The organism is Mycobacterium sp. URHB0044, assembly GCF_000620625.1.
Classification (GTDB): domain Bacteria; phylum Actinomycetota; class Actinomycetes; order Mycobacteriales; family Mycobacteriaceae; genus Mycobacterium.
In genome coordinates this window covers 88,174-109,860 of the sequence record NZ_JIAW01000020.1, presented here as the reverse complement: position 1 = coordinate 109,860, position 21,687 = coordinate 88,174, and the positions used below count along the sequence as shown (strand labels likewise).

The following is a 21,687-nucleotide window of genomic DNA, read 5'->3' as shown; positions in this document are numbered from 1 at the left end:
CCCGCAGTAGTAGAAGGAAAGAAGTACAGATGCCTCAGGGAACTGTTAAGTGGTTCAACCCGGAAAAGGGCTACGGGTTCATCGAGCAGGAAGACGGCGGCGGCGACGTCTTCGTCCATTACAAGCAGATTCAGTCCAACGGATTCCGCACCCTCGAGGAGAATCAAAAGGTCGAGTTCGAGATCGAGCAGAGCCCCAAGGGGCCGCAGGCGCTCAGCGTCCGCGCCGTCTGACTCGACGACGATCTGACGGAAACCCCCGCACCTCCCCTCCGGACGTGCGGGGTTTTCCTTATCTACTGCAGCCGTGCGGCCCGGTGACGCCCTCGGGAGTGCACTGCTGGCCTAGTGTCGGTTTCGTGAGTCAGCTGTCGTTCTTCTCGGCTGAGTCGGTGCCGCCTGCGGTCGCCGACTTGACCGGGATCCTCGCAGCGCCGGGCCAGGCAGTCCTGGTCGGTAGCGGTGTGGAGCAGGCGGCGCGGTTGTCGGTGGTGGTGGATCGCCTGTGGCGCGCCGAGGCACTTGCCGAGATGATCGCCGAAGCCGGGCTCACGCCCGAGATCGCCCGCACCGACGAGAACAGCCCGTTGGTTCGGACCGGGATCGATCGGCGGTTGACGGCCATCGCCGCGGAGTGGACCCGCGGTGCGGTGAAGACCGTCCCGCCGCACTGGTTGCCCGGGCCGCGAGAACTACGGGCCTGGACGTTGGCCGCAGGCCTACCGGAGGCGGACGACCGGTACTTGCTGGGCCTCGACCCGCACGCGCCCGACACGCATTCGGCGCTCGCTTCTGCGATGATGCGGGTGGGAATCGCACCAACATTGATCGGCACCCGAGGGGCCCGTCCGGCCCTGCGAATAAGTGGTCGTCGAAGGCTGTTACGCCTGGTAGAGAACGTGGGGGAACCGCCGGGCGATACCGAGGCGTTCTCGCAGTGGCCACGGACTTGAGGCCCGGACCTGGGTAATCCAGTTTGCGTAGGCTCGCCTAGAGTGCGAAATTGTCAGTTGCCGTCAGGCCGGATCGACCATGGACGCTCATCGTCCGGCACCGGCCGGCGGCACGGAAGTGGAGTGTAGACAGAGTTGGCTGACCAGGAGGGCAGCGGCGGAAACGGCACAGCGCCGCGTGGACGATCGACCACGGGACCGACCGTACGGCGACTCGTCATAGTCGAGTCGCCTACCAAAGCGCGCAAAATCGCCGGTTATCTGGGCTCGAACTACGTCGTGGAGTCATCGCGCGGGCACATCCGCGACCTGCCACGCAACGCCGCCGACGTGCCGGCGAAGTACAAGTCCGAACCGTGGGCCCGCCTTGGCGTGAACGTCGACGCCGACTTCGAACCGCTCTACATCATCAGCCCCGAGAAGAAGAGCACGGTCAGCGAGCTCAAGGAACTGCTCAAGGGCGTCGACGAGCTCTATCTGGCCACGGACGGCGACCGCGAGGGCGAGGCCATCGCGTGGCACCTGCTCGAGACGCTGAAGCCCCGCGTCCCGGTCAAGCGGATGGTGTTCCACGAGATCACCGAACCCGCGATCCGGGCCGCGGCCGAAGACCCGCGTGACCTGGACATCGACCTAGTCGACGCCCAGGAGACCCGTCGCATCCTCGACCGCCTGTACGGCTACGAGGTCAGCCCCGTGCTGTGGAAGAAGGTGGCCCCCAAGCTGTCCGCGGGACGCGTGCAGTCGGTGGCGACGCGCATCATCGTGCAGCGCGAGCGGGAGCGCATGGCGTTCCGCACCGCCGGCTACTGGGACGTCACCGCTGAGCTCGACGCCAGCGTGTCCGACCCCCAGGCCGCGCCGCCGAAGTTCACCGCGAAGCTCAACCAGGTCGACGGCCGCAGGGTGGCCGCCGGCCGGGACTTCGATTCGCTGGGCGCACTCAAGAAGCCCGACGAGGTGCTGGTGCTGGACGAGGCCGCCGCGGGCGCCCTGGCCACCGGCCTGCGCGGCGCGCAGCTGGCGGTGTCGTCCGTCGAGCAGAAGCCCTACACGCGCAAGCCGTATCCGCCGTTCATGACCTCCACGCTGCAGCAGGAGGCGGGCCGCAAGCTGCGGTTCTCCTCGGAGCGCTGCATGAGCATCGCGCAGCGGCTGTACGAGAACGGCTACATCACCTATATGCGTACCGACTCGACGACGCTGTCGCAGTCGGCCATCGACGCCGCCCGCAACCAGGCCCGCCAGCTCTATGGCGAGGAGTACGTGCACCCGACGGCGCGCCAGTACACCCGCAAGGTCAAGAACGCCCAGGAGGCGCACGAGGCCATCCGGCCGGCAGGCGACGTGTTCCAGACGCCGGGCCAGCTGCACGCCGCGCTCGACACCGACGAGTTCCGGCTCTATGAGCTGATCTGGCAGCGCACCGTGGCCTCGCAGATGGCCGACGCCCGCGGCACCACGCTGTCGCTGCGGATCTCGGGGGCGGCGCGCTCCGGCGAGCAGGTCGTCTTCAATGCCAGCGGCCGCACCATCACCTTCGCGGGCTTCCTGAAGGCGTACGTCGAGAGCCTCGACGAGCAGTCCGGCGGTGAAGCCGACGACGCCGAGAGCCGGCTGCCGAACCTGACCCAGGGGCAGCGCGTCGACGCCGCCGACCTGACCGCCGACGGGCACACCACCAGCCCGCCCGCGCGCTACACCGAGGCGTCGCTGATCAAGACGCTGGAAGAACTCGGCATCGGACGGCCGTCGACGTACTCGTCGATCATCAAGACCATCCAGGACCGCGGCTACGTGCACAAGAAGGGCAGCGCCCTGGTGCCGTCGTGGGTGGCGTTCGCGGTGATCGGGCTGCTGGAGCAGCACTTCGGCAGGCTCGTCGACTACGACTTCACCGCCGCCATGGAGGACGAGCTCGACGAGATCGCCTCCGGCAACGAGCGAAGGACCAACTGGCTCAACAACTTCTACTTCGGCGGCCAGCACGGCGTGGAGGGCTCGATCGCCCGCTCCGGCGGACTGAAGAAGCTCGTCGGTGGCAACCTCGAAGAGATCGACGCGCGAGAAGTCAACTCCATCAAGCTCTTTGACGACGATCAGGGGCGCGCGATCAACGTCCGCGTCGGCCGCAACGGGCCGTACCTGGAGCGGATGGTCATCGGTGACGATGGTGAGCTGACGCCGCAGCGCGCCAACCTGAAGGACGAACTGACGCCGGACGAGCTCACCCTCGAGCTCGCCGAGAAGCTGTTCTCCACACCGCAGGAGGGGCGCTCGCTCGGCGTGGACCCCGAGACCGGCCACGAAATCCTCGCCAAGGATGGCCGATACGGGCCGTACGTCACCGAGGTCCTGCCGGAACCGCCCGAGCCAGAAGATGGCGCTCCGGCGAAGAAGGGCAAGAAGCCGACCGGTCCGAAGCCGCGCACTGGCTCACTGCTGCGGTCGATGGACCTCGAGACGGTGACGCTGGAGGACGCGCTGCGGCTGCTGTCGTTGCCGCGGGTCGTCGGCGTCGATCCGTCCAACGGTGAGGAGATCACCGCGCAGAACGGGCGCTACGGCCCATACCTCAAGCGCGGCACGGACTCTCGCTCGCTGGCCAACGAGGAGCAGATGTTCACCATCACCCTCGACGAGGCCCTGAAGATCTACTCCGAGCCCAAGCGCCGCGGCGGGCAGGGAGCGGCCACACCGCCGCTGCGCGAACTCGGCACCGACCCTGTCTCGGACAAGCCGATGGTGATCAAGGACGGCCGGTTCGGTCCGTACGTCACCGACGGTGAGACCAACGCCAGCCTGCGCAAGGGCGACGACGTGCTGTCGATCACCGATGCCAGGGCGTCGGAGTTGCTCGCCGATCGACGTGCGCGCGGGCCTGCGAAGAAGACCACCAAGAAGGCTGCCGCCAAGAAGTCGCCTGCCAAGAAGGCGCCGGCCAAGAAGGCCGCCAAGCGCAGCTAGCTCTCGCGCTGCAACTCGCTCGGAACCCGGTCGGGCGAAACGAGATTCACCGGCCGCGCCAACTGGGTGGGGGCGATGCGGCCGCGCAGTTCGACGATCTCGCCGACGTCCCAGCACAGCGCTTCGGCATCCAGCGCGCCGCTGACTGCGATCGCGGACGCGAGCACGTGGCCCTGCTCCAGTTTGGCCAGCTCCGTCAGTCGGGCGGCCTCGTTGACCGGGTCTCCGATCACGGTGTACTCGAAGCGAGCCTGCGCGCCGATGTGCCCGGCGATGGCACGGCCCGCGGAGACGCCGATGCCGAACTCCGTCTGGCCCAACACCTCGATCAGTTCGTCGTGCAGCTCGCGTGAAGCCGCCAGCGCGGCGCCCGACGCGTCCGGGTGCTCGATGGGCGCCCCGAAGATGGCGAGCGCCGCGTCACCCTGGAACTTGTTGACGAATCCGCCGTGCCGGTTGACGGTGTCGACGATGACGCGGAAGAACTCGTTGAGCAGGTTCACCACCTCGGACGCCGGGATCTTCGACGCGAGTTGCGTCGAGCCAACCAGGTCGACGAACAGCACGGCGACGTCGCGCTCCTGGCCGCCGAGTTCGGTTCCGCGCTCGAGCGCGCGACGCGCGACGTCCTCACCGACGTAGCGGCCGAACAGGTCCCGCAGGCGTTGCCGCTCGGCGAGGTCGCGGACCATGTCGTTGAACCCGGCCTGCAGCAACCCGAGCTCGCTCGCGTCGTAGATCTGCATGTGGGCGTTGTAGTTGCCGCGCTGCACCTCACCCAGCGCCCAGCGCAGCTGGCGCAGCGGGTCGGCGATGGACATGGCGACGAGCACCGTGCCCGCCAGCCCGATCACCAGCGCGGCGATGGCCAGCAGCAGGATGGGCGTGTTGAGGCGTTCGGCCGGTGCGGTCAGGATCTCGAACTTGCTGGCCACCAGCGCCAGCACGATGGTCAGGATCGGCACGCCGGTGGACAGCACCCACGTCAGCACCTGGCGCTGGATGACGCCGGGCGCCCGGAAGCCCTCGGGCACGCCGCCTCGCAGCGCCGCGACCGCGACCGGGCGCAGCACGCGCTCGGACTGCAGGTAGCCGATGATCGCCGTGGCGGTAGCTCCCAGCCCGACTGCCACCGCGACGACCGGCGCCGAGCGGCTGGCGACCGGCCAGCTAGCGACGATGAACACGACGCCGCCAAGGCACCAGTTCGCGACGTTGATCACCGACCGGTAGAAGGGCATCTTCAGCGCCCGGGCCCTGGCCAACTCGGTGAGTGCCGGGTCGCCGTCGCGCAGCAGCGTGTCGCGGCGCTGCCAGCGAATCACCGGCAGCAGCAGGCGCAGGCTCAGCCACGCCAGGACGGTGAAGGAGACGAACAGGTAGCCGAGGAACATGGCCAGGTTGAACGCGGGCAGGTCCTGCAGCTGGATGCGGTCCTCCGGTGGCAACCCGAAGCGCAGGAAGCCCAGGACGAACAGCGCCCCGATGATGTCGGACTGCACCATGCCGAGGGTGAACACCGGCCACGGCGTACGCGCGACCCAACGGACGAATGCGCTGATTCGCCCAATCGGTATCGCTTCGGTCACCACACAACCGTATCGGGAGACGGCGACGCTTAGCGCCGCTGTCTGAAAGGTCGTGTCGGGTTCGCCACTAGTGTTGAGTCCCGATGAGCGGTGTGTTCTCGCGTCTGGTGGGCCAGGACGCCGTCGAAGCGGAGTTGGTGGCCGCGGCGACGGCGGCCCGCGGTGATTCCACTCACAGTGCCATGGCTACCGGGATCATGACGCACGCCTGGTTGATCACGGGCCCGCCGGGGTCGGGACGTTCGATTGCCGCGCTGTGCTTCGCGGCGGCGCTGCAATGCACGTCGGACGGCGTGCCGGGCTGTGGGGAGTGCCGCGCCTGCACGACGACCATGGCAGGCACTCACGGCGACGTGCGGCGCATCATTCCCGAGGGCCTCTCGATCGGGGTGGGCGAGATGCGCAACATCGTGCAGATCGCCTCGCGCCGGCCGGGCACCGGGCGCTGGCAGATCGTGTTGGTCGAAGACGCCGACCGGTTGACCGAGGGCGCGGCGAATGCGCTGCTCAAGGTGGTCGAGGAGCCGCCACCCTCGACGGTGTTCCTGCTGTGTGCGCCGTCGGTGGATCCGGAGGACATCTCGATCACCCTGCGGTCGCGCTGCCGGCACGTCGCGTTGGTAACGCCCCGAGTGGACGCGATCGCGCAGGTGCTCGTCGACACCGACGGCCTGTCGGAAGCGGACGCCCGGTGGGCGGCGTCGGTCAGCGGGGGTCACGTGGGCCGGGCGCGACGGCTCGCGACCGACGAGCAGGCGCGGACGCGCAGGGAGCGGGCGCTGGGCCTGGCGCGCGACGCGGCGACGCCGTCCCGGGCCTACGCCGCGGCCGAGGAGCTGGTTGCCACCGCCGAGGCCGAGGCCAAGGCGCTGACCGGCGACCGCAACGAAAGCGAGACCGAGGAGCTCCGCACCGCCCTCGGTGCCGGCGGCACGGGCAAGGGCACCGCCGGTGCGCTGCGCGGCGCGACGGGCGCGTTGAAAGACCTTGAGAAGAGACAGAAATCACGCCACACCAGGGCGTCCCGCGACGCCCTCGACCGCGCGCTGATCGATCTGGCCACCTACTTCCGCGACGCGCTGCTGGTCTCGGCGGGTGCCGGGCAGGTGCAGCCCAACCATCCCGACATGGCCGACAAGGTCGCCTCGATGGCGGCGGTGGTGCCACCGGACCGGCTGCTGCGGTGCATCGAGGCGGTGCTGGAGTGCCGGGAGGCGCTCGCCGTCAACGTGAAGCCGAAGTTCGCGGTCGACGCCATGGTCGCGACCCTGGGGCAGGCCCTGCGTCGCTCATAGCCGGCAACTTGGGCGCGCGCCTAGGCCTGCCGTAGACTCGTCCCGCCCGCACTCAGGCGCGGGCACGCCGCCTTAGCTCAGTCGGTAGAGCGTCTCACTCGTAATGAGAAGGTCAGGAGTTCGATTCTCCTAGGCGGCTCTCACTTCCCTCTTCCCTTGCGCGTGCGTGCGCGTCTGCTGCACGACACGCCGCGATCGGTGAACACTCTTCGCACCTTCGAGGCGGTTTCACCGTGCGTACACCGTCGACAGGAAGTCGTCGACCAACGGCACGACTTCGTCGAGATGCGTTTCCAGCAGCCAGTGCCCGCCACCGAGTAGGTGGATCGGGGCGTTGGGAAGGTCGCGACGGTAGGCCTGCGCCGACTTCTCGGGCATGTAGGCGTCGTGGGGTCCCCACACGATCAGCGTTGGCGGTTGGTGCTCGCGGAGGTAGGCCTGCTCCTTGCCGAACCACTCGAGGGTGTTCGGCTGGTCCTCCAGCAGGTGGATGAGGTTGGCGATGCGCTCCGGCGTCGACATCAGCGTCCAGTGCAGCGTCCACAGGTCGGGGCTGATGCGGTCGGCGACGTCGTCGGGCAGCTCGCCGCGGAACTCGCTTTCGAAGCCCCTCAGCGTGACGTGCTCGGCGATCTTGCGGCGGGCGTCGGGGCCCGGGTTGTTCCACGACTCCTTGAGGAAGTCGTACTTGGGGCCGAAGGCATCCTCGTAGATGTCACCGTTCTGGATGACGAGGCCGGCGACGCGCTCGGGTGCGTGCAGGGCGAGACGGAAGCCGAACTGCGAACCGTAGTCGTGCAGCCAGATGACGTAGCGGTCCAACTTCAGCCCGTCGACGAACGACTGCAGGAATGCGGCGTACGCGTCGAAGGTGTAGCCGAAGTCCGATGGCGAAGGCGTTGCGCTGTAACCAAATCCGGGTAGGTCGGGGGCGACGAGGCGGTATCGCCCGCCGAGCGCGGCCATGAGGTTGCGGTACACGTACGAGGATGCCGGATAGCCGTGCGGCAGAAGCACGACGGGACCGTCGGCTGGTCCGGCTTCCCGATAGAAGGTGTCGATTCCATCGACGGTGGCTCTCAGATGGCGTATCGGCGCGAGGGGCACATCTGAGCCATTGCCCCTGTGGCGCAGCGCTAAACGGTCACTTCGTGCCGAGCGCCTCGACCGCCACGTTCTTCGCGGTGTTCGCCGCGGGGAAGCCCGCGTAGCCGCTGGCGTGGTAGATGACCTCGGCGAGTTCGTCGTCGGTCAAGCCGTTGTTGCGGGCGATCTGGAAGTGGGACTTCAACTCGTCGGTGGCCCGCAGCGCGATGAGGATGCCGAGCGTGACGAGGCTGCGGTCGCGCCGAGTCAGCCCGTCGCGTGCCCAGAGCCTGCCGAACACGCTCTCGACGCCCATTTCCATCAGCTCGGAGGCGAAGCCACTGCCGAAGTCGACGTCGCCGTCGGGAAGTGTCCCGGGCAGCAACTCGCGGAAGACCTGCAGACCCTCGTCACGTAAGTTAGGCATGCTTAGTAGTTTGGCACGACATTGTTACTTGGATGGTTCCGGCCAGCCGGGCATTGGGGGAGACGTGGGAAAGGCGCTCCGCGGATGCTGGCCGTCGATGAGGAACGCTCGTCGGTCCGGTGGATCAGGGGCTTCGGCTACGCACTTCGCTAAGTCGGCCTCGTACGTCGGCCACGCTGCCGCGAATTGCGAGTCCGAATCAAACCACGAAGTAAGAAAGCTGCTGATCTGCCAAGACCCGAAGACGTCGACTGTCGGCGCGACTGCAGGGCCAGCTTGTCGGGGCAGCTGACTTTCCCCGTTCGACGGCGCAGTAAGTGTGAGACGCATGGCGTCGATGCCGTCGTCGTTGCGGAAAGTGCTTGCGACACTGGAGAAGGACCCGTTGTCGTTTTCGAGCGCCGTGCGATAGCGGTAGTTGCAGAGCGTGGCAGTGGCCGTCGCGCCGGCACGGGTCACGACTTGAATTCTGAAGAGGTTGTCACCTACCGGTGGCTTCTCGACTGGTCCGCGGTCGACGTCCGGTCGCAGATTGTTCTTCAGGATGTCACCACGGTCGTCGTCGGTCACCGGGGCTACAGCTCGATCGAAGCCGGGATATGCGTAGTCGAGATTGCCCATCGTCTGAGCATCCAGCCTCGACTCGATATAAGCGCGGATGGGGACTGCAGGCCCTGCTGTGAGATCGACGTCGGGGCCCGCGGACCATTGGTAGCTCTGCTCCGCCAAAGGACCGCTCGAACGATCGATGCTCGCCGCGTCGCCTCTGGAGGTACACGCGGCCGACGAAACGGCGATCGCGACCGTTGCTAACAGGCTCAGGCCCGCGCGACCGATCACCGCGTGACGTCCTCATACTGATCCCCGAACGGGCCAGCGGGATTGCGGCCGACGCCAACGATCTCCTCGATCTTTTGATTCAGGAGGCCTCCGTACGCGTCGTCGGTCATGCTGAGGTTGATCTTCCGGAGTTCCGCGAGGTTGCCGAGGCGAGTCGTGGGTTGTCCGGCCTCATCCAAGATGACGTTGCCGAACATGTCCTTATTCGGGACTAGGTACTTGTCGGTTCCCGGAACGTCGACACCGACCGCCAGGAGCGCGTTGGTCGCGAAACGTGCTGACTCGTCTGCGAACATTGGTTTCACGTCTCCGGAAATGTCAGAGCCGTTGCCAAAGAAGCTGTCCCCGAGGGCGCCGCCGAACATGCCGATGGCCTTGCCGTAGGGGCCCCCGGCCGCGGACAAGGCACCCACGGCTTCGCTGTATACAGATTTCTTCAGATCAATCATTTGATCTTGATGCATGCCTATGGCCGCCAAGCCTTCTGCGGTGCCGTGATCGATGAGTCCCTTCAGTGTCGCTGCTGCACTCATTCTCTCGTCATTGGCGAATACCTGTTCGTGGTCCTTTACGGCGTTCGCCCACTCGTAGCTGTTTTCGAGCGCGAGTTTGTTGGCCGCCGTATTGAACTCGCGATATGCGGCGACGTCGGTTCCCAGTACGGCGAAGATGTTCTTGGCAAGGGGACGCGTGGAATCGGACTCGAGCGGTTCGAAATCGTCGGCAGCGCCACCACTGACGCTTGCAATGTCCGCCATGTACGGGGTGAGACCGTGAGCGTAGGCCTTGACAAGCTCGGGATTGTATTGACCTAGGGTCTGATCGGCGCCGAGGCCGGGCATGTGAAGCAGTTCCGGATGCTTGCCGATGTATTCCGCGTACTGCTCGGCCGCTTGTGAGGCGATACCGGCCTCCGGAGTCCCTACCGCTTCGTTTGTCCAATTGAAGAGGTTGCCTGCCGACTTGCCGTCGTCGCGCCAGTCCATTGAATTGATGTCCTCGAGGAAGCCGTCCCGGCCACCCTCATTCCGTCCGAGCAGCTGGTCGGTAATGATCTGATGGTCGCGTCCCGCGGAATCAAAGATGTCGCGAACTGCTTGCTCGTTGGTGGGGGATGGGTTGTCCATCAACCGATCTGACAGTTCGATCATCCCGCGGTCGACTTCTGTGCCGGTCTGCAGTTCGACCCTGCCGTCCTTGAGGATCTGCGACATGTCCCTGACCTCGGTCTCGCCCGTCCGGTTGAAATCGTCCGCGATGGTTCCCAGCGTCATCATGGTCTTGACGTGTTCGGGAAGTTGGTCGCGACTTCCGGTGATCTGCTGTCCAGGGTGGTCGGGATCGTCGTATTTGACGTCGTCGTTGCTCATCAATTGCCACGAGTCGCCGATCACGTTCTTGTGATCGCCCAATTTCTGCTCTGCGGCGTGAATGTCCTGGATGGACATGTCCTTCTGCTGCACCTGCATCTGGTGCAGATAGGCCGCTTCCTCTGGGGACAAGGTCTCGTAGGGTTTGACTCCGCGTAGGACCTCATCGACGCGTGCGGCAGCCGCCGGATCGCCCGCTAGCGTCTTCTTGACGTCTTCCTCGGCGCGCTTCTCGGCCTCGTCCTTATTCTCCTCGTCACCCTTGACGCCCTGAATCTCCGGCTTGTCCTCCTTCGGCGTGAACGTCTCACCGGCGAGCTTGTCGTACTTGCCCGTTAGGCCCTGGATCGTGTTGCCGATAGTCCCGAGCTCGCTGTTGGTCTTCTGGACGATGCCCATGACGTCACCGACGCCCTTATTCGCGATCGGCAGCAGCAGCTGGTCGCGGTTCTTGCCGGGCGGAACGCTCGCTGCGGCGTCGACGACCCACTGCCGCACGGCGTCGAGTTGGGTGCGGCCGTTCGCGACCACCTCGGCGGATTTGTTGACCTGGGCGGCGAGGGTCTTGTCCAGCGCGCCGATCTCGCCGATCACCCGCTGATGGTTGGTATTCGCCGCTCCATAGGCGGACGCCGCGCCACCGGTCCACCACGACCCGGGCGCCGCCGAATCGAGTGTGGACTGCGCCTCACTGAGTGCGGGGCTGCCATCGAACTGATCACCGGTTTGCGGGGTGCCCTCACCGAAGGTGGCCTTCGCGTTCGACCACGTGGAGAAGAAGCCGTCGAGCACGCTCACCGCGCCCCCCTGAGGAACTCGAACATCTACCGATTATCTCCCGTGCGCAGCTACCTCGGTGCCACATATCCGACGGGTCCCGACGCCAGGCACACCGACAGCGCGGACGTGTTTGCGCGCGCCAGGATGGCATCGCCGGCTCCGGACAGTCGCACGAACACGCGGTTGAGGCCGGGGCGCACCTTGACCTTGGATTCGACGCCCTCGGTCAGCGACAGCGTGATCGTCCCGTCGTTGTTGGCCAGGTAGTTGATCTCGGCGGTCCAGTCCGACGGCAGCAGCGGCCCGTCCAGCGGCATCCGCACCGGGGCGTCGGGTTGCAGGAAGTAGCCACATCGCGGGTCGGGGCCGGGCCGGATCGAACGTACCCACGTCACCTGGGCCGGCAGCAGTCTGCCCGTCATGTCGAGCATCCGCAGATCAGTTGTGCTCGAAGCGAATTCGGGACGATCTCGCAGCAACGCGAACATGTGACTGACGAGGTTCTCCGGCCAGGCGACGCGCTGCAGCACCAGCGGGTCGACCTCCTGGTCGAGCATCGGGGCGTTGGACGTCGCGTTCGCCAGGGCCAGGCTCGCCTGCGCCGTCTGCAGGTAGTGCCGCGTCGGATTGTCACGCCAGATGCGGGTGAACGTCACCGTCGAGTACACGCTGCTGGCCACGAACAGCAGCACGCAGCAGCCGACCACCACGTCGCGGGCGCGCCCGGCGTTCAGCCACGTCGACCGCGCCCGGTTCGGCGCGCACAGCCCGACGGCGGCCAGCAAGGCGAGGACCGCCACCAGGTCCGGCAGGTAGCGAAGCGTCTGCGCCAGTTCCAGTGCCGTGAACCGCGACGACCGCATCAGATAGATCGGCACCTGACAGGCGACGGCGTAACCGACGGCCACCCCCCACACCGCGCCGATGCGTTCCTTGCGGACCAGCGACACGGCGAGCACCACGGCCAGCACGACCCACCCCAGGATCATCACGATCAACGGCGGTGTCGCCCACGGCGAGGCCGGCGCCCAGCGCTGCCAGTCCCACGGCCCCCCGGCCAGCCCTGGCACGATCCCGTGCGTCACCGACCGGCGCAGCAGGTCCCACGTCATGCCCAGATCGAAGCTCCACCGCTTCTGGTCCACGACGACCAGGTACAGAGCGATCCAGGCCGCCGTCAGCGCCAACGACGCCGACCACAGCCGAACACCTCGACGCCACACCGTCACCACGGCTGCACGGTCACCCGTCACGTACGCCAGCAGCGCGGCGACGGCGAACGCCACCAACGGAATCACCGCGGCCTTCTCGAAGAACAACAGTCCGCCGAGGAACGCCAGCACCCCGGTCAGGGCGTAGCGCTGACGCCCGGTGCGCACCAGCAGGATCGCATCGGCGCACACCCAGGCCATGGCGGTGATCATCGGCAACGAATTCAGCGCCGACGCCCACCAGGCGAACGCGGGCACGCCGAGCGGCGTGAACAACGCGAAGGTCAGCGGCACCAGCAGGACCGGCCGCCAACCGAGGATGACGTGCAGCACGCGCAACAACGCCAGCGACGCGACCAACTGCAGCAGGACCAGGCTGATCGCCGGACCAATCCAGTTCAACGGCGCCAGCCGGGTGATGCCGCCCGCGACGAGGAACGCGGCGGGCATGACGTGCCCGTCGTGGTCGTCGAACAGGTACGACGGCGACAGCAGACCCTGCGTCCCCGCACGTCCGGTGAGGATCAGGTCGTCCCAGTAGAAGTAGCCCTGAAACGCCAGCACCGCCCGAAGAACCAGCTGCAGCGCGATCAGCGCGACGGCGATACGGGCGACTCCTGCCCACCGGACTTTCACTCCCGACGACTGTACGGGGACGATTTCAGAACGCATCGGTATGGTGAGCCGGTGCGGACACTGGTCACCGGCGCAGCCGGATTCATTGGATCGACGCTGGTAGACCGATTGTTGGCCGACGGGCATAGCGTCGTCGGCGTCGACGACCTCAGCACGGGGCGCAGCACCAACATCGGGCAGGCCGAGAATCACGACGGGTTCGAGTTCGTCAAGGCCGACATCGTCGACGCCGATCTGATCGGCCTGCTCGCCGACACGAAGCCGGAGGCGGTGTTCCACCTCGGCGCGCAGATCTCGGTCAAGCACTCGGTGGACGACCCGTCGTTCGATTCGAGCGTCAACGTGGTCGGCACGGTGCGACTGGCGGAGGCCGCACGCAGGGCAGGCGTGCGCAAGATCGTGCACACGTCGTCGGGCGGCTCGGTGTACGGCACGCCACCGGTGTACCCGACGCCCGAGGACGTCCCGACCGACCCCGCCTCGCCCTACGCCGCGAGCAAGGTCTGCGGCGAGGTGTACCTCAACATGTTCCGCAATCTCTACGGGCTGGACTGTTCACACATCGCACCCGCCAACGTGTACGGGCCCCGCCAGGATCCGCACGGTGAGGCCGGCGTCGTCGCGATCTTCTCCCAGGCGCTGTTGGCGGGTCGGGCGACCAAGATCTTCGGCGACGGCACCGACACCCGTGACTACGTCTTCGTCGACGACGTCGTCGACGCCTTCGTGCGGGCGGCCGGCGAGGCCGGGGGAGGTCAGCGCTTCAACGTCGGCACGGGGGTGGAAACCTCGGTGCGGCAACTACATTCGGCGATTGCCGCGGCGGCCGGCGCACCCGACGAACCCGAGATGCACCCGCACCGTCTCGGCGACCTGAAGCGCTCCTGCCTCGACATCAGCCGCGCCAAGGCGGTGCTCGGCTGGACGCCCAAGGTCAGTCTGGCCGACGGCATCCCGCGCACCGTCGACTTCTTCCGTCAGGACTGAGGAGCGTCCCCGGGAGCCCGCGCCCCCTCGAGCGCGACAGCCCGAGCCAGTTGGGCGTAGCGCAGTTCCAGGTCCTTGAACCGCATGTAGGCGCTCAACGTCGTGAACAGGAAGGCGATGACGAGCGCGTACTCGATCAGGTCGGCGCCGCGGTCCACCCCAAGCCAATTCGCCACCACCGTGGTGTCATCGGGCCGGACGATCGCGTAGACCGCAGCGACCACGAAGAGCACGTAGCCGAGTTTCACCCACGCCTTCGAACGCGCGCTGCGCCGCGACCGCAGCAGGTACACCAACAGCGCGACGATCGCCGCGATCAGCAGAACCTGAATCCAGTTCATCGGCGCATCCTTCCGCGCAGCAGGCCGTCGAAGAGGATGTTGACGCCGTTGACCAGCGGCTGCCCCTTCGACATCGAGTAGTCGGTGTAGAGGATCTCGACGGGCTCCTCCGCCACTCGCCACCGGTTCTCCGCGATGAGTGCGACGAACTCGCTGGCGTGGCTCATTCCGTTCATCGTGAGGTTCAGCCCATCGGCGACGGTCTTGTTGAACACCCGCAGCCCGTTGTGCGCATCGGTCAGACCGAGCGTCCGGCTGGCCGGGCTCAACTTGGCGACGATCGGCAGCAGTAGCCGCTTGAGCTTCGGCATCCGCTCGGGCGGGCCGTCGGCGAAGCGGGTGCCGATCACGATGTCGAGGTCCTCTGCGGTGAGCCGGTCGATCATCCGCAAGACGTCCTTGACCCTGTGCTGGCCGTCGGCGTCGAACGTGGCGAACACGGCGGCGCCGGGCCTGCTGCGGGCGTACTCGACGCCGGTCTGGATCGCCGCGCCCTGGCCGAGGTTCACCGGATGCCGCACCAGGTGGGCGCCCGCGCGAAGCGCCCGCTCCCCGGTGTCGTCGCGGCTGCCGTCGTCGACGCACACCACGTTGCCGAAGACGGAGCGAACGTCGGCGATGACGTCGGCGATGACGCTCGCCTCGTTGAAGGCGGGGACGACGATCCAAACGTCGTGGTAGCGGGTGTCGATGGCGACCAAACTACACGCTCACGGTGCCGGAATCCTGCACAGAGCGACGAGGTGCACGGCAATCCCGACCAGCGGTCCACACATCAACGCCACGACGGTGCGCGTCTCCAGCGGCACCGGCAACAGCAACAGCAGGGCCGAGGCCAGCGTGGCGCCGATCCAGCCCGCGGCGTACGCCCGATGCTGGGCGGCCGCGACCGTCGCGGCGCCGGTGAGGGTGAGCAGCGCGATGGCGATGGCCGCCGCCGTGAACCACGCCAACAGCGCTCCGCCCGCACGATATTCGGGCCCGAACGCGAACTGCAGCAGCCACGGCCCGGCCAGTCCGGCGACGAGAACCGCCACCACTCCCAGCCCCGCCACCACCAACGCCGGCAACACCAGCGCCCGCAACCGGGCATCGCGCTGATCGACGAAGTGCGCGATGAGGTTGCCCTGCATCGCCGTCAGCGGCACCAGCAGCGGCGCGCGGGTCAGCGTGACCGCCAGGATCACCACGCCACCGGCGGCACCAAGATCCTGCGAGGTGGCCTTCAGCAGCACGGGGAAGCCCATGATGAGAATGGCGCTGGCTCCCGCAGCCGCGATCGAATGCGACGCGCCCCGCAGGAACACCCACGTGGTGCCGGGCGTGAGCAGTCGCGCCGCCGCCCGTGTTGCGGGCGACGCCAACAGCAGCACCAGCCACGCCATCGACCCGGCCACCGTCGCCCACAGGTAGCCGACCAGCCCCCAGCCGACCAGGAACGTCGCGATGGCCACCGTGACGCGGCCGACCGCATCGCCGACGATCAGCGAGCCGTACTGCGACCACTGGTTCACCCCGGCCAGCACGCCAAGCAGCGTCGCGTGCACGCAGAACCCCGCGATGCCCGCGGCGAGTAGCGCGACGCTGAGCAGCCGCGATTCGACGAACACGTGGCTGGACCACAGTGGCGAAGTGCCGACGACGGCCACCGCGGCGAACACGCCGACCAGGACGGCCACCCGCAGCGGATGGATCCGCGGACCCGTTCCAGGCGCGACCTGCTGCGCCTGCCGGACCTCGCGCGTCGACTCCTGCAGTAGCCCGTTGGCCGCCCCGGCCAGCAGCCCGAAGGCACCCCAGAACACGGCGAACACGGAGAAGCCAGCTGGCTCGAGGTCACGCGCGGCCAGGTACAGCACCGCGTAGCCGAACAGCGCACTGATCACGGTCGCGACGCCGACCCGGGCGAAGCTGCCCCTGGTCACCGGTCCCTGGGAGGGGACGGTCGACGCGCCGTCGGTCACAGGTCGGGGACGTCCGTCGAATACAGCCAGGCCTGCCAGAGCGGCCGCAGCGACTGGTCGGCGTAGTTGGCCGCCAACCCGGTGAAGTCGTCGGTGACGGCCGTGGCGTGCCGATGCCGGGTGGTCCAATCGCGAAGCAGGGCGAAGAAGTCGTCGTCGCCGATGGTGCGCCGCAGCACGTGCAGGACGAGCGCGCCCCGCTTGTAGACGCGGTCGTCGAACATGTCGCGCGGCCCGGGGTCGGCGAGCAGCAGGTTCTGCGGTGACGAGGCCAGCTTGTGGTGGTAGTGCTTGGCGAGCTCGTCGGCGCTGCGGCCGCCGGAGTCCTCCGACCACAGCCACTCGGCGTAGCAGGCGAATCCCTCGTGCAGCCAGATGTCACGCCAGCGCCGCGCGGTCACCGAGTTGCCGAACCACTGGTGGGCCAGTTCGTGGGCGATCAACCGTTCGGCGCTGCGCTCCCCGTCGCAGTGGTTGGCCCCGAAGATCGAGATACCTTGTGCCTCAAGGGGAATCTCCAGATCGTCGTCCGTGACCACCACGGTGTACCCGGTGGAAAGTGGGTACGGACCGAACAGCTTGACGAAGAGCTTCATCATCTGTGGCTGACGCTCGAAGTCGTACTCGAACTCGCGGCGCAACCGTTGCGGCAGAACGGCGTTCATCGGCACGGGAGTCTTGGCTAGTCGGTAACTCGTGTAGTCGCCGATCTGCAGGGTGATCAGATAGGTCGACGTCGGCTCGGCCTGCTCGTAGGTCCACGTGGTCATCGCGGCGCGTGTGCGGCGCGATATCAGCTCGCCGTTGGCCAGTGCGTAGTAAGGGTTGTCGGTGCTGATCGCGATGCGGTAGCTGGCTTTGCTGCTCGGGTGGTCGTCGCAGGGGAACCACGACGCCGCGCCGTTCGGCTGCCCGGCGACGAGCGCGCCGTTGGTCAGCTCCTCGAAACCCACTTCGCCCCAGAGGGATTGGATCGGTCGGGGCGTCCCCGCGTAGCGCACGGTGATCGTCATCGACGCGCCCGCGGGCAGCGCTGAGCTCAACGTGACGTCCAGCTTGCCGTGCGAGCACTTGAACGACGCCGGGCGACGGCCGTTGACCGACACCTTGGACACCGTCAGAGCGTCCGAGAGGTCGAGGCTGAACGTCTTCAACGACGCCAGGGTGACCGCGGTGATCGTGGCGACGCCCGAGAGCCGGTTGATGTGCACCTTGTATTCGAGTTCCAGCTCGTAGCGGGACGCCCGGTAGCCGAAGTTGCCGTTGGCCGGCAGGTAGGGATCGATGACGGGGACGATTCGTTTCTTGGAGCGCGTCACGCGGCGGTTTCCCCGGCCTTCTTCGACCCCTTGCCCGCCCGGCCACCGCGCTTCTTGCGGAAGGGATTCCACGGTGCGATCGGATTGCCCTGCCAGCGGCTCGACGCGGGTACCTCGTCGCCGCGCATCACCAGTGAGGCCGGACCGACGGTGGCTCCGGCACCGATCCTGGCGGCGGGCAACGCCACGCAGTGCGGGCCGAGCGTCGAACCCTCTTCCAGCACAACGGTGTCCATCCGCATGATGCGGTCGTGGAACAGATGGGTCTGCACCACGCAGCCGCGGTTGACCGTGGCGCCCTTGCCCAGCGTGACCAGGTCCGCCTCGGGCAGCCAGTACGTCTCGCACCACACGCCCCGGCCGATCCGCGCGCCAAGCGCCCGCAGCCACAGGTTCATCACCGGCGTGCCGGTGGCGGCACGGGCGAACCACGGCGCAGCGACCGTTTCAACGAACGTGTCGGACACCTCGTTGCGCCACACGAACGACGACCACAGCGGATGTTCGATGGCCCGAATGCGGCCGACCCACAGCCACTTCGCCACCACGGCGATCCCACCGGCCACCGCGCCCGCGACGAGCAGGACGACCCCACCCGCCAAAGCGGTCCACAGATAACCGAATTCGACCGTCACGTACTGCAGGGCACCCAACACGGCCACCCCAATCGCGAAAGTCACGACGACGGGCAGCAACCGGCACGTCTCCACCAGCGCGCGCTTCACCTTCAATTGCCGAGACGGATGGAACGTGCGCAGCACGTCGGCTGCCGTCGGCTGCCTGCGCAACCTGATCGGCGGACTGCCCAGCCACGACGAGCCGGCCTTCGCCTTGTGCGGTGTGGCACTCAGGACGGCCACCAGACCGTCGTCGGGCACGCGTCGGCCCGGCTGGGTGATGCCCGAGTTGCCGAGGAACGCCCGTTTGCCGACGGTGGCCTTGGCGATGTGGATCCAGCCGCCGCCGAGTTCGTAGGACGCCACCATGGTGTCGTCGGCGAGGAAGGCACCGTCCTCCACGACGGTGAACTTCGGGGTCAGCAGCGCCGTCGAGATCTCCGTTCCGCGACCGACTTTCGCGCCGAGCAGCCGCAACCATCCCGGCGTGAGCAGGCTGGCGTACACGGGGAACAGGTAGTTGCGCGCGGCGTCCATCAGCCGTTCGGTGGCCCACACCTGCCAGCCGACCCGACTGCGCACGGGGTGGTATCCCTCGCTCAGGCCGAGCGACAGCACGCGGACGCCGAGCACCGTCAGCACCGCATAGACCACCACCGCCACCACCGTGGCCACGGGCGTCCACAGCCCGGCAGGCAGGATCGCGTCGGCCAGAGTCTCGGTGGCGCGCACCGCCCAGCCCAGCACCGCGAGCCCCGCGCCGAGCGCGAGCAGCGGCAGGCTGCCGAGCAACACCGACGTCACCCCGTACACCGCCACCCACAGCGGGGCGCGGCGCGGCCGTTGCTCCGGCCACGGATGCCGTGCCTTGCCGGACTTCGCAGCAGGAGAGCCCTTCCAGTACTGCCCGGCCTTCACCTTGCCGACCACGCCGGATCCGGCCGCCACGTCGGCGTTCTTGCCGATCACCGCGCCGGGCAGCAGCGTGGTCCGCGCGCCGACGGTGGCGTCGTTGCCCACCTCGATGCGCCCCACGTGGAACACGTCGCCATCGACCCAGTGCCCCGTCAGATCGACCTCCGGTTCGATCGAACAGCGGTGGCCGAGTGTGAGCATTCCCGTGACCGGGGGAGCGGAGTGCAGGTCGACGCCCTTGCCGATCCGGTTGCCCAGTGCCCGCGCGTAGTAGACCAGCCAGGGCGCGCCGGCCATGTTCTCGGCGCCGCTGGCCTCACCGAGACGTTCGGCGAGCCAGACCCGCAGGTGCACGGGGCCGCCGCGGCGGTACGTGCCGGGTTGCAGACCGCCCAGCAGCATCCGCGCGCTGAGCACGGCAATGCCCATCCGCCCGATCGGGGTGACGAAGATCAGGAAGCCCGCCAGCACCCACCACCAGTTGACGGGCACTGCCCACGGCACCGCGTCCAGTTCGACGGCGAGGTTGTTGGCCAGGGCCAGCCACACCACCCACTGCATGCCCGTCAGGGTGGCCAACGGCAGCGACGCGAGCACCTGCGCCGTCTGGGTGAGCCGCGAAACCGGCTGAACCGTGCGGGTTTCGACGTGCGGTGGCGGATCGAGTTCGTCGAGGTAGCCGGCCAGCGATCCGAGTCGCGGATGGTCGTACAGGTCTGCGACGGTCACCTGCGGGTGACGGGCGCGCATGCCTGCGACCAACTGCGCCGCCGACAACGAGCCGCCGCCGAGGGCGAAGAAGTCCGCCTCGGGCCCGTCGACGGGGGCGGCGAGCACGTCACGCCACAGCCCGGCCAGCCAGCCCGTGGTGCCCCCGAGGTCCGCCGCGTCGGCGCCGGTGTCGACGGCCACCGGCCACGGCAGCGCGTTGCGATCCACCTTGCCGGACGTGCGGGTGGGGAGTTCGTCGACGAGGACCAGTCGTGGCACCAGCGCGGCGGGCAGTGAATCCGCAAGGGCGGCACGGGCCTTCACGATATCGAAGTCAGGGTCCGCGCTGGCGACGTAGCCGACGAGCAGCGGGGTGCCGCTGGGGGTGCGCCGCACGGCCGCGGCTCCACCGCTGACGCCGGGCAGATTCACCAGGGCCGCGTCGACCTCGCCGAGCTCGATGCGGCGGCCGCCGACCTTGACCTGGTCGTCGGCGCGGCCCATGAAGTACAGGCCGTCGGCTTCGAGGCGGACCAGGTCACCGCTGCGGTAGGCCCTGGCCCACTCCAGGGTGGGCATCGGCGCGTACTTCTCGGCGTCCTTGTCGGGATCCAGGTAGCGGGCCAGACCCACGCCGCCGATGACCAGTTCACCGACCTCGCCGAGGGTGACCGGCTCCCCCTTTTGGTCGACGACGGCCAGGTCCCAGCCCGGCAACGGCAGACCGATGCTGACCGGACCCTTCCCGTCGAGCGGCGCCGCACAGGCGACGACCGTCGCCTCCGTGGGTCCGTACGTGTTCCACACTTCGCGACCGTCGACGGCCAGTCGCGCGGCCAGGTCGGGCGGGCACGCCTCGCCACCGAAGATCAGCAGACGCACCGCCTCCAGCGCTTCGGCGGGCCACAGCGCCGCCAGCGTGGGCACCGTGGACACGACGGTGATGTCGCGGGACACCAACCACGGGCCGAGGTCCATCCCGCTGCGCACCAGCGACCGCGGTGCAGGCACCAGACAGGCGCCGTGCCGCCAGGCCAGCCACATCTCCTCGCACGACGCGTCGAACGCGACGGACAGCCCGGCCAGCACGCGGTCGTTCGGGCCGATCGGGTTGTTCGTCAAGAACATCTGGGCCTCGGCGTCGACGAACGCCGCCGCATTCCGATGGGTCACGGCGACACCCTTGGGCGTCCCGGTCGAACCGGACGTGAAGATGATCCACGCGTCGTCGCGGGGCAACGGCCTGCCGGCGCGCCACCCGCGCGACGAACCGTGGCCGCGGATCAGGCCGTGTTCGGTGATGACGCCGACGACGCCGGCCTCGCCGAACACCAGCGCGGCCCGCTCCTCGGGATCGTCGGCGTCGACCGGCACATAGGCCGCGCCGGTGGCCAGCGTCGCCAGGATGGCCACGTACAGCGCATAGGTTCCGGACGGCATCCGGATCCCGATGCGGTCGCCGCGGCCGATCCCGCGCGCGGCGAGCCACTCGACGCTCTCCTCGATGTCGACGATCAGCTCGGCGTAGGTGAGCTGGACCTCGCCGTCGTCGATCGCCGGTGAGTCGGGATGCCGTTCCGCGGTGGCATAGAGAATGTCGATCAGCGTCCGCGGTTCGGGCGCGGACGTTGATGAGAGGTACTGGGCGGGAATGCTGCGCCCGGGGTCCGCTGCCACGAC

Annotated in this window: 16 protein-coding genes and 1 tRNA gene; 6 read left to right on the top strand and 11 right to left on the bottom strand. The window is 67.9% G+C overall.

Annotation, left to right across the window (positions count from 1 at the left end; all coding sequences use genetic code 11):
* Nucleotides 1–29 precede the first annotated feature (29 nt).
* The 3 genes from N536_RS0129180 (at nucleotide 30) to topA (ending at nucleotide 3,919) form a co-directional block, all read left to right on the top strand.
* A complete protein-coding gene (locus N536_RS0129180; protein ID WP_029116851.1) occupies nucleotides 30–233 on the top strand; it encodes a cold-shock protein in 204 nt (67 codons plus the stop codon).
* A gap of 125 nt (nucleotides 234–358) precedes the next feature.
* The gene (locus tag N536_RS0129175) at nucleotides 359–952 is read left to right on the top strand and encodes a hypothetical protein (RefSeq protein ID WP_029116850.1); all 594 of its coding nucleotides are present in this window, start codon (nucleotides 359–361) and stop codon (nucleotides 950–952) included.
* Between the two features lie 135 nt (nucleotides 953–1,087).
* Complete coding sequence (gene topA, locus N536_RS0129170) at nucleotides 1,088–3,919, top strand: type I DNA topoisomerase (RefSeq protein ID WP_029116849.1); 2,832 nt, start codon at nucleotides 1,088–1,090, stop codon at nucleotides 3,917–3,919.
* Here the strand turns inward: topA and N536_RS0129165 are convergent.
* Entirely contained in the window at nucleotides 3,916–5,511 is a 1,596-nt protein-coding gene (locus tag N536_RS0129165) for an adenylate/guanylate cyclase domain-containing protein (protein WP_029116848.1), read from the bottom strand. The genes topA and N536_RS0129165 overlap by 4 nt on opposite strands.
* Before the next feature lie 80 nt (nucleotides 5,512–5,591).
* Between N536_RS0129165 and N536_RS0129160 the strand changes: the two genes are divergently transcribed.
* Together N536_RS0129160 and N536_RS0129155 are read left to right on the top strand one after the other, a co-directional pair.
* The gene (locus N536_RS0129160) at nucleotides 5,592–6,803 is read left to right on the top strand and encodes a DNA polymerase III subunit delta' (protein ID WP_029116847.1); all 1,212 of its coding nucleotides are present in this window, start codon (nucleotides 5,592–5,594) and stop codon (nucleotides 6,801–6,803) included.
* Between the two features lie 66 nt (nucleotides 6,804–6,869).
* Nucleotides 6,870–6,942, top strand: a tRNA-Thr gene (locus N536_RS0129155).
* A gap of 89 nt (nucleotides 6,943–7,031) precedes the next feature.
* Here N536_RS0129155 and N536_RS0129150 read toward each other — a convergent pair.
* The 5 genes from N536_RS0129150 to N536_RS0129130 all read right to left on the bottom strand — a co-directional run bounded on the left by N536_RS0129150 (nucleotide 7,032) and on the right by N536_RS0129130 (nucleotide 13,153).
* Nucleotides 7,032–7,820, bottom strand: coding sequence for an alpha/beta fold hydrolase (locus N536_RS0129150; RefSeq protein WP_231514669.1), 789 nt, complete (start codon nucleotides 7,818–7,820; stop codon nucleotides 7,032–7,034).
* 127 nt (nucleotides 7,821–7,947) lie between these two features.
* Complete coding sequence (locus N536_RS0129145) at nucleotides 7,948–8,316, bottom strand: carboxymuconolactone decarboxylase family protein (protein ID WP_029116845.1); 369 nt, start codon at nucleotides 8,314–8,316, stop codon at nucleotides 7,948–7,950.
* Between the two features lie 24 nt (nucleotides 8,317–8,340).
* Complete coding sequence (locus tag N536_RS0129140) at nucleotides 8,341–9,156, bottom strand: hypothetical protein (protein WP_029116844.1); 816 nt, start codon at nucleotides 9,154–9,156, stop codon at nucleotides 8,341–8,343.
* Nucleotides 9,153–11,318 carry an EspA/EspE family type VII secretion system effector gene (locus tag N536_RS0129135; RefSeq protein ID WP_231514676.1) on the bottom strand — a complete coding sequence of 722 codons (2,166 nt, stop codon included), beginning with the start codon at nucleotides 11,316–11,318 and terminating at the stop codon, nucleotides 9,153–9,155. The genes N536_RS0129140 and N536_RS0129135 overlap by 4 nt, the downstream gene beginning before the upstream one ends.
* A gap of 56 nt (nucleotides 11,319–11,374) precedes the next feature.
* Nucleotides 11,375–13,153: a hypothetical protein gene (locus N536_RS0129130; RefSeq protein ID WP_029116842.1), complete on the bottom strand. Its 1,779-nt coding sequence runs from the start codon at nucleotides 13,151–13,153 to the stop codon at nucleotides 11,375–11,377.
* A gap of 51 nt (nucleotides 13,154–13,204) precedes the next feature.
* Here N536_RS0129130 and N536_RS0129125 point away from each other — a divergent pair, with 51 nt between their 5' ends.
* The gene (locus N536_RS0129125; RefSeq protein ID WP_029116841.1) at nucleotides 13,205–14,140 is read left to right on the top strand and encodes a GDP-mannose 4,6-dehydratase; all 936 of its coding nucleotides are present in this window, start codon (nucleotides 13,205–13,207) and stop codon (nucleotides 14,138–14,140) included.
* On the opposite strand, the gene N536_RS0129120 is transcribed toward N536_RS0129125, so the two are convergent.
* The 5 genes from N536_RS0129120 to N536_RS39805 are packed head-to-tail and all read right to left on the bottom strand — an operon-like array spanning nucleotide 14,131 to nucleotide 21,684.
* A complete protein-coding gene (locus N536_RS0129120) occupies nucleotides 14,131–14,481 on the bottom strand; it encodes a DUF2304 domain-containing protein (protein ID WP_029116840.1) in 351 nt (116 codons plus the stop codon). The two genes, N536_RS0129125 and N536_RS0129120, sit on opposite strands and share 10 nt — an antisense overlap.
* On the bottom strand, nucleotides 14,478–15,182 hold the full coding sequence (locus N536_RS0129115; RefSeq protein WP_036438033.1) for a glycosyltransferase family 2 protein: 705 nt from the start codon (nucleotides 15,180–15,182) through the stop codon (nucleotides 14,478–14,480). The genes N536_RS0129120 and N536_RS0129115 overlap by 4 nt, the downstream gene beginning before the upstream one ends.
* A 9-nt stretch (nucleotides 15,183–15,191) precedes the next feature.
* Nucleotides 15,192–16,445 carry a hypothetical protein gene (locus N536_RS0129110; protein WP_029116838.1) on the bottom strand — a complete coding sequence of 418 codons (1,254 nt, stop codon included), beginning with the start codon at nucleotides 16,443–16,445 and terminating at the stop codon, nucleotides 15,192–15,194.
* A complete protein-coding gene (locus tag N536_RS0129105) occupies nucleotides 16,442–17,764 on the bottom strand; it encodes a M1 family metallopeptidase (protein ID WP_029116837.1) in 1,323 nt (440 codons plus the stop codon). The genes N536_RS0129110 and N536_RS0129105 overlap by 4 nt, the downstream gene beginning before the upstream one ends.
* A complete protein-coding gene (locus N536_RS39805) occupies nucleotides 17,761–21,684 on the bottom strand; it encodes a Pls/PosA family non-ribosomal peptide synthetase (RefSeq protein ID WP_036438030.1) in 3,924 nt (1,307 codons plus the stop codon). Before N536_RS39805 ends, N536_RS0129105 begins: the two co-directional genes overlap by 4 nt.
* Nucleotides 21,685–21,687: the final 3 nt, after the last annotated feature.

Coding starts and splice junctions, on each gene's coding strand:
- N536_RS0129120 (WP_029116840.1), bottom strand. CDS start 14,481: ATGAACTGGATTCAGGTTCTGCTGATCGCGGCGATCGTCGCGCTGTTG.
- N536_RS0129160 (WP_029116847.1), top strand. CDS start 5,592: ATGAGCGGTGTGTTCTCGCGTCTGGTGGGCCAGGACGCCGTCGAAGCG.
- N536_RS0129180 (WP_029116851.1), top strand. CDS start 30: ATGCCTCAGGGAACTGTTAAGTGGTTCAACCCGGAAAAGGGCTACGGG.
- N536_RS0129145 (WP_029116845.1), bottom strand. CDS start 8,316: ATGCCTAACTTACGTGACGAGGGTCTGCAGGTCTTCCGCGAGTTGCTG.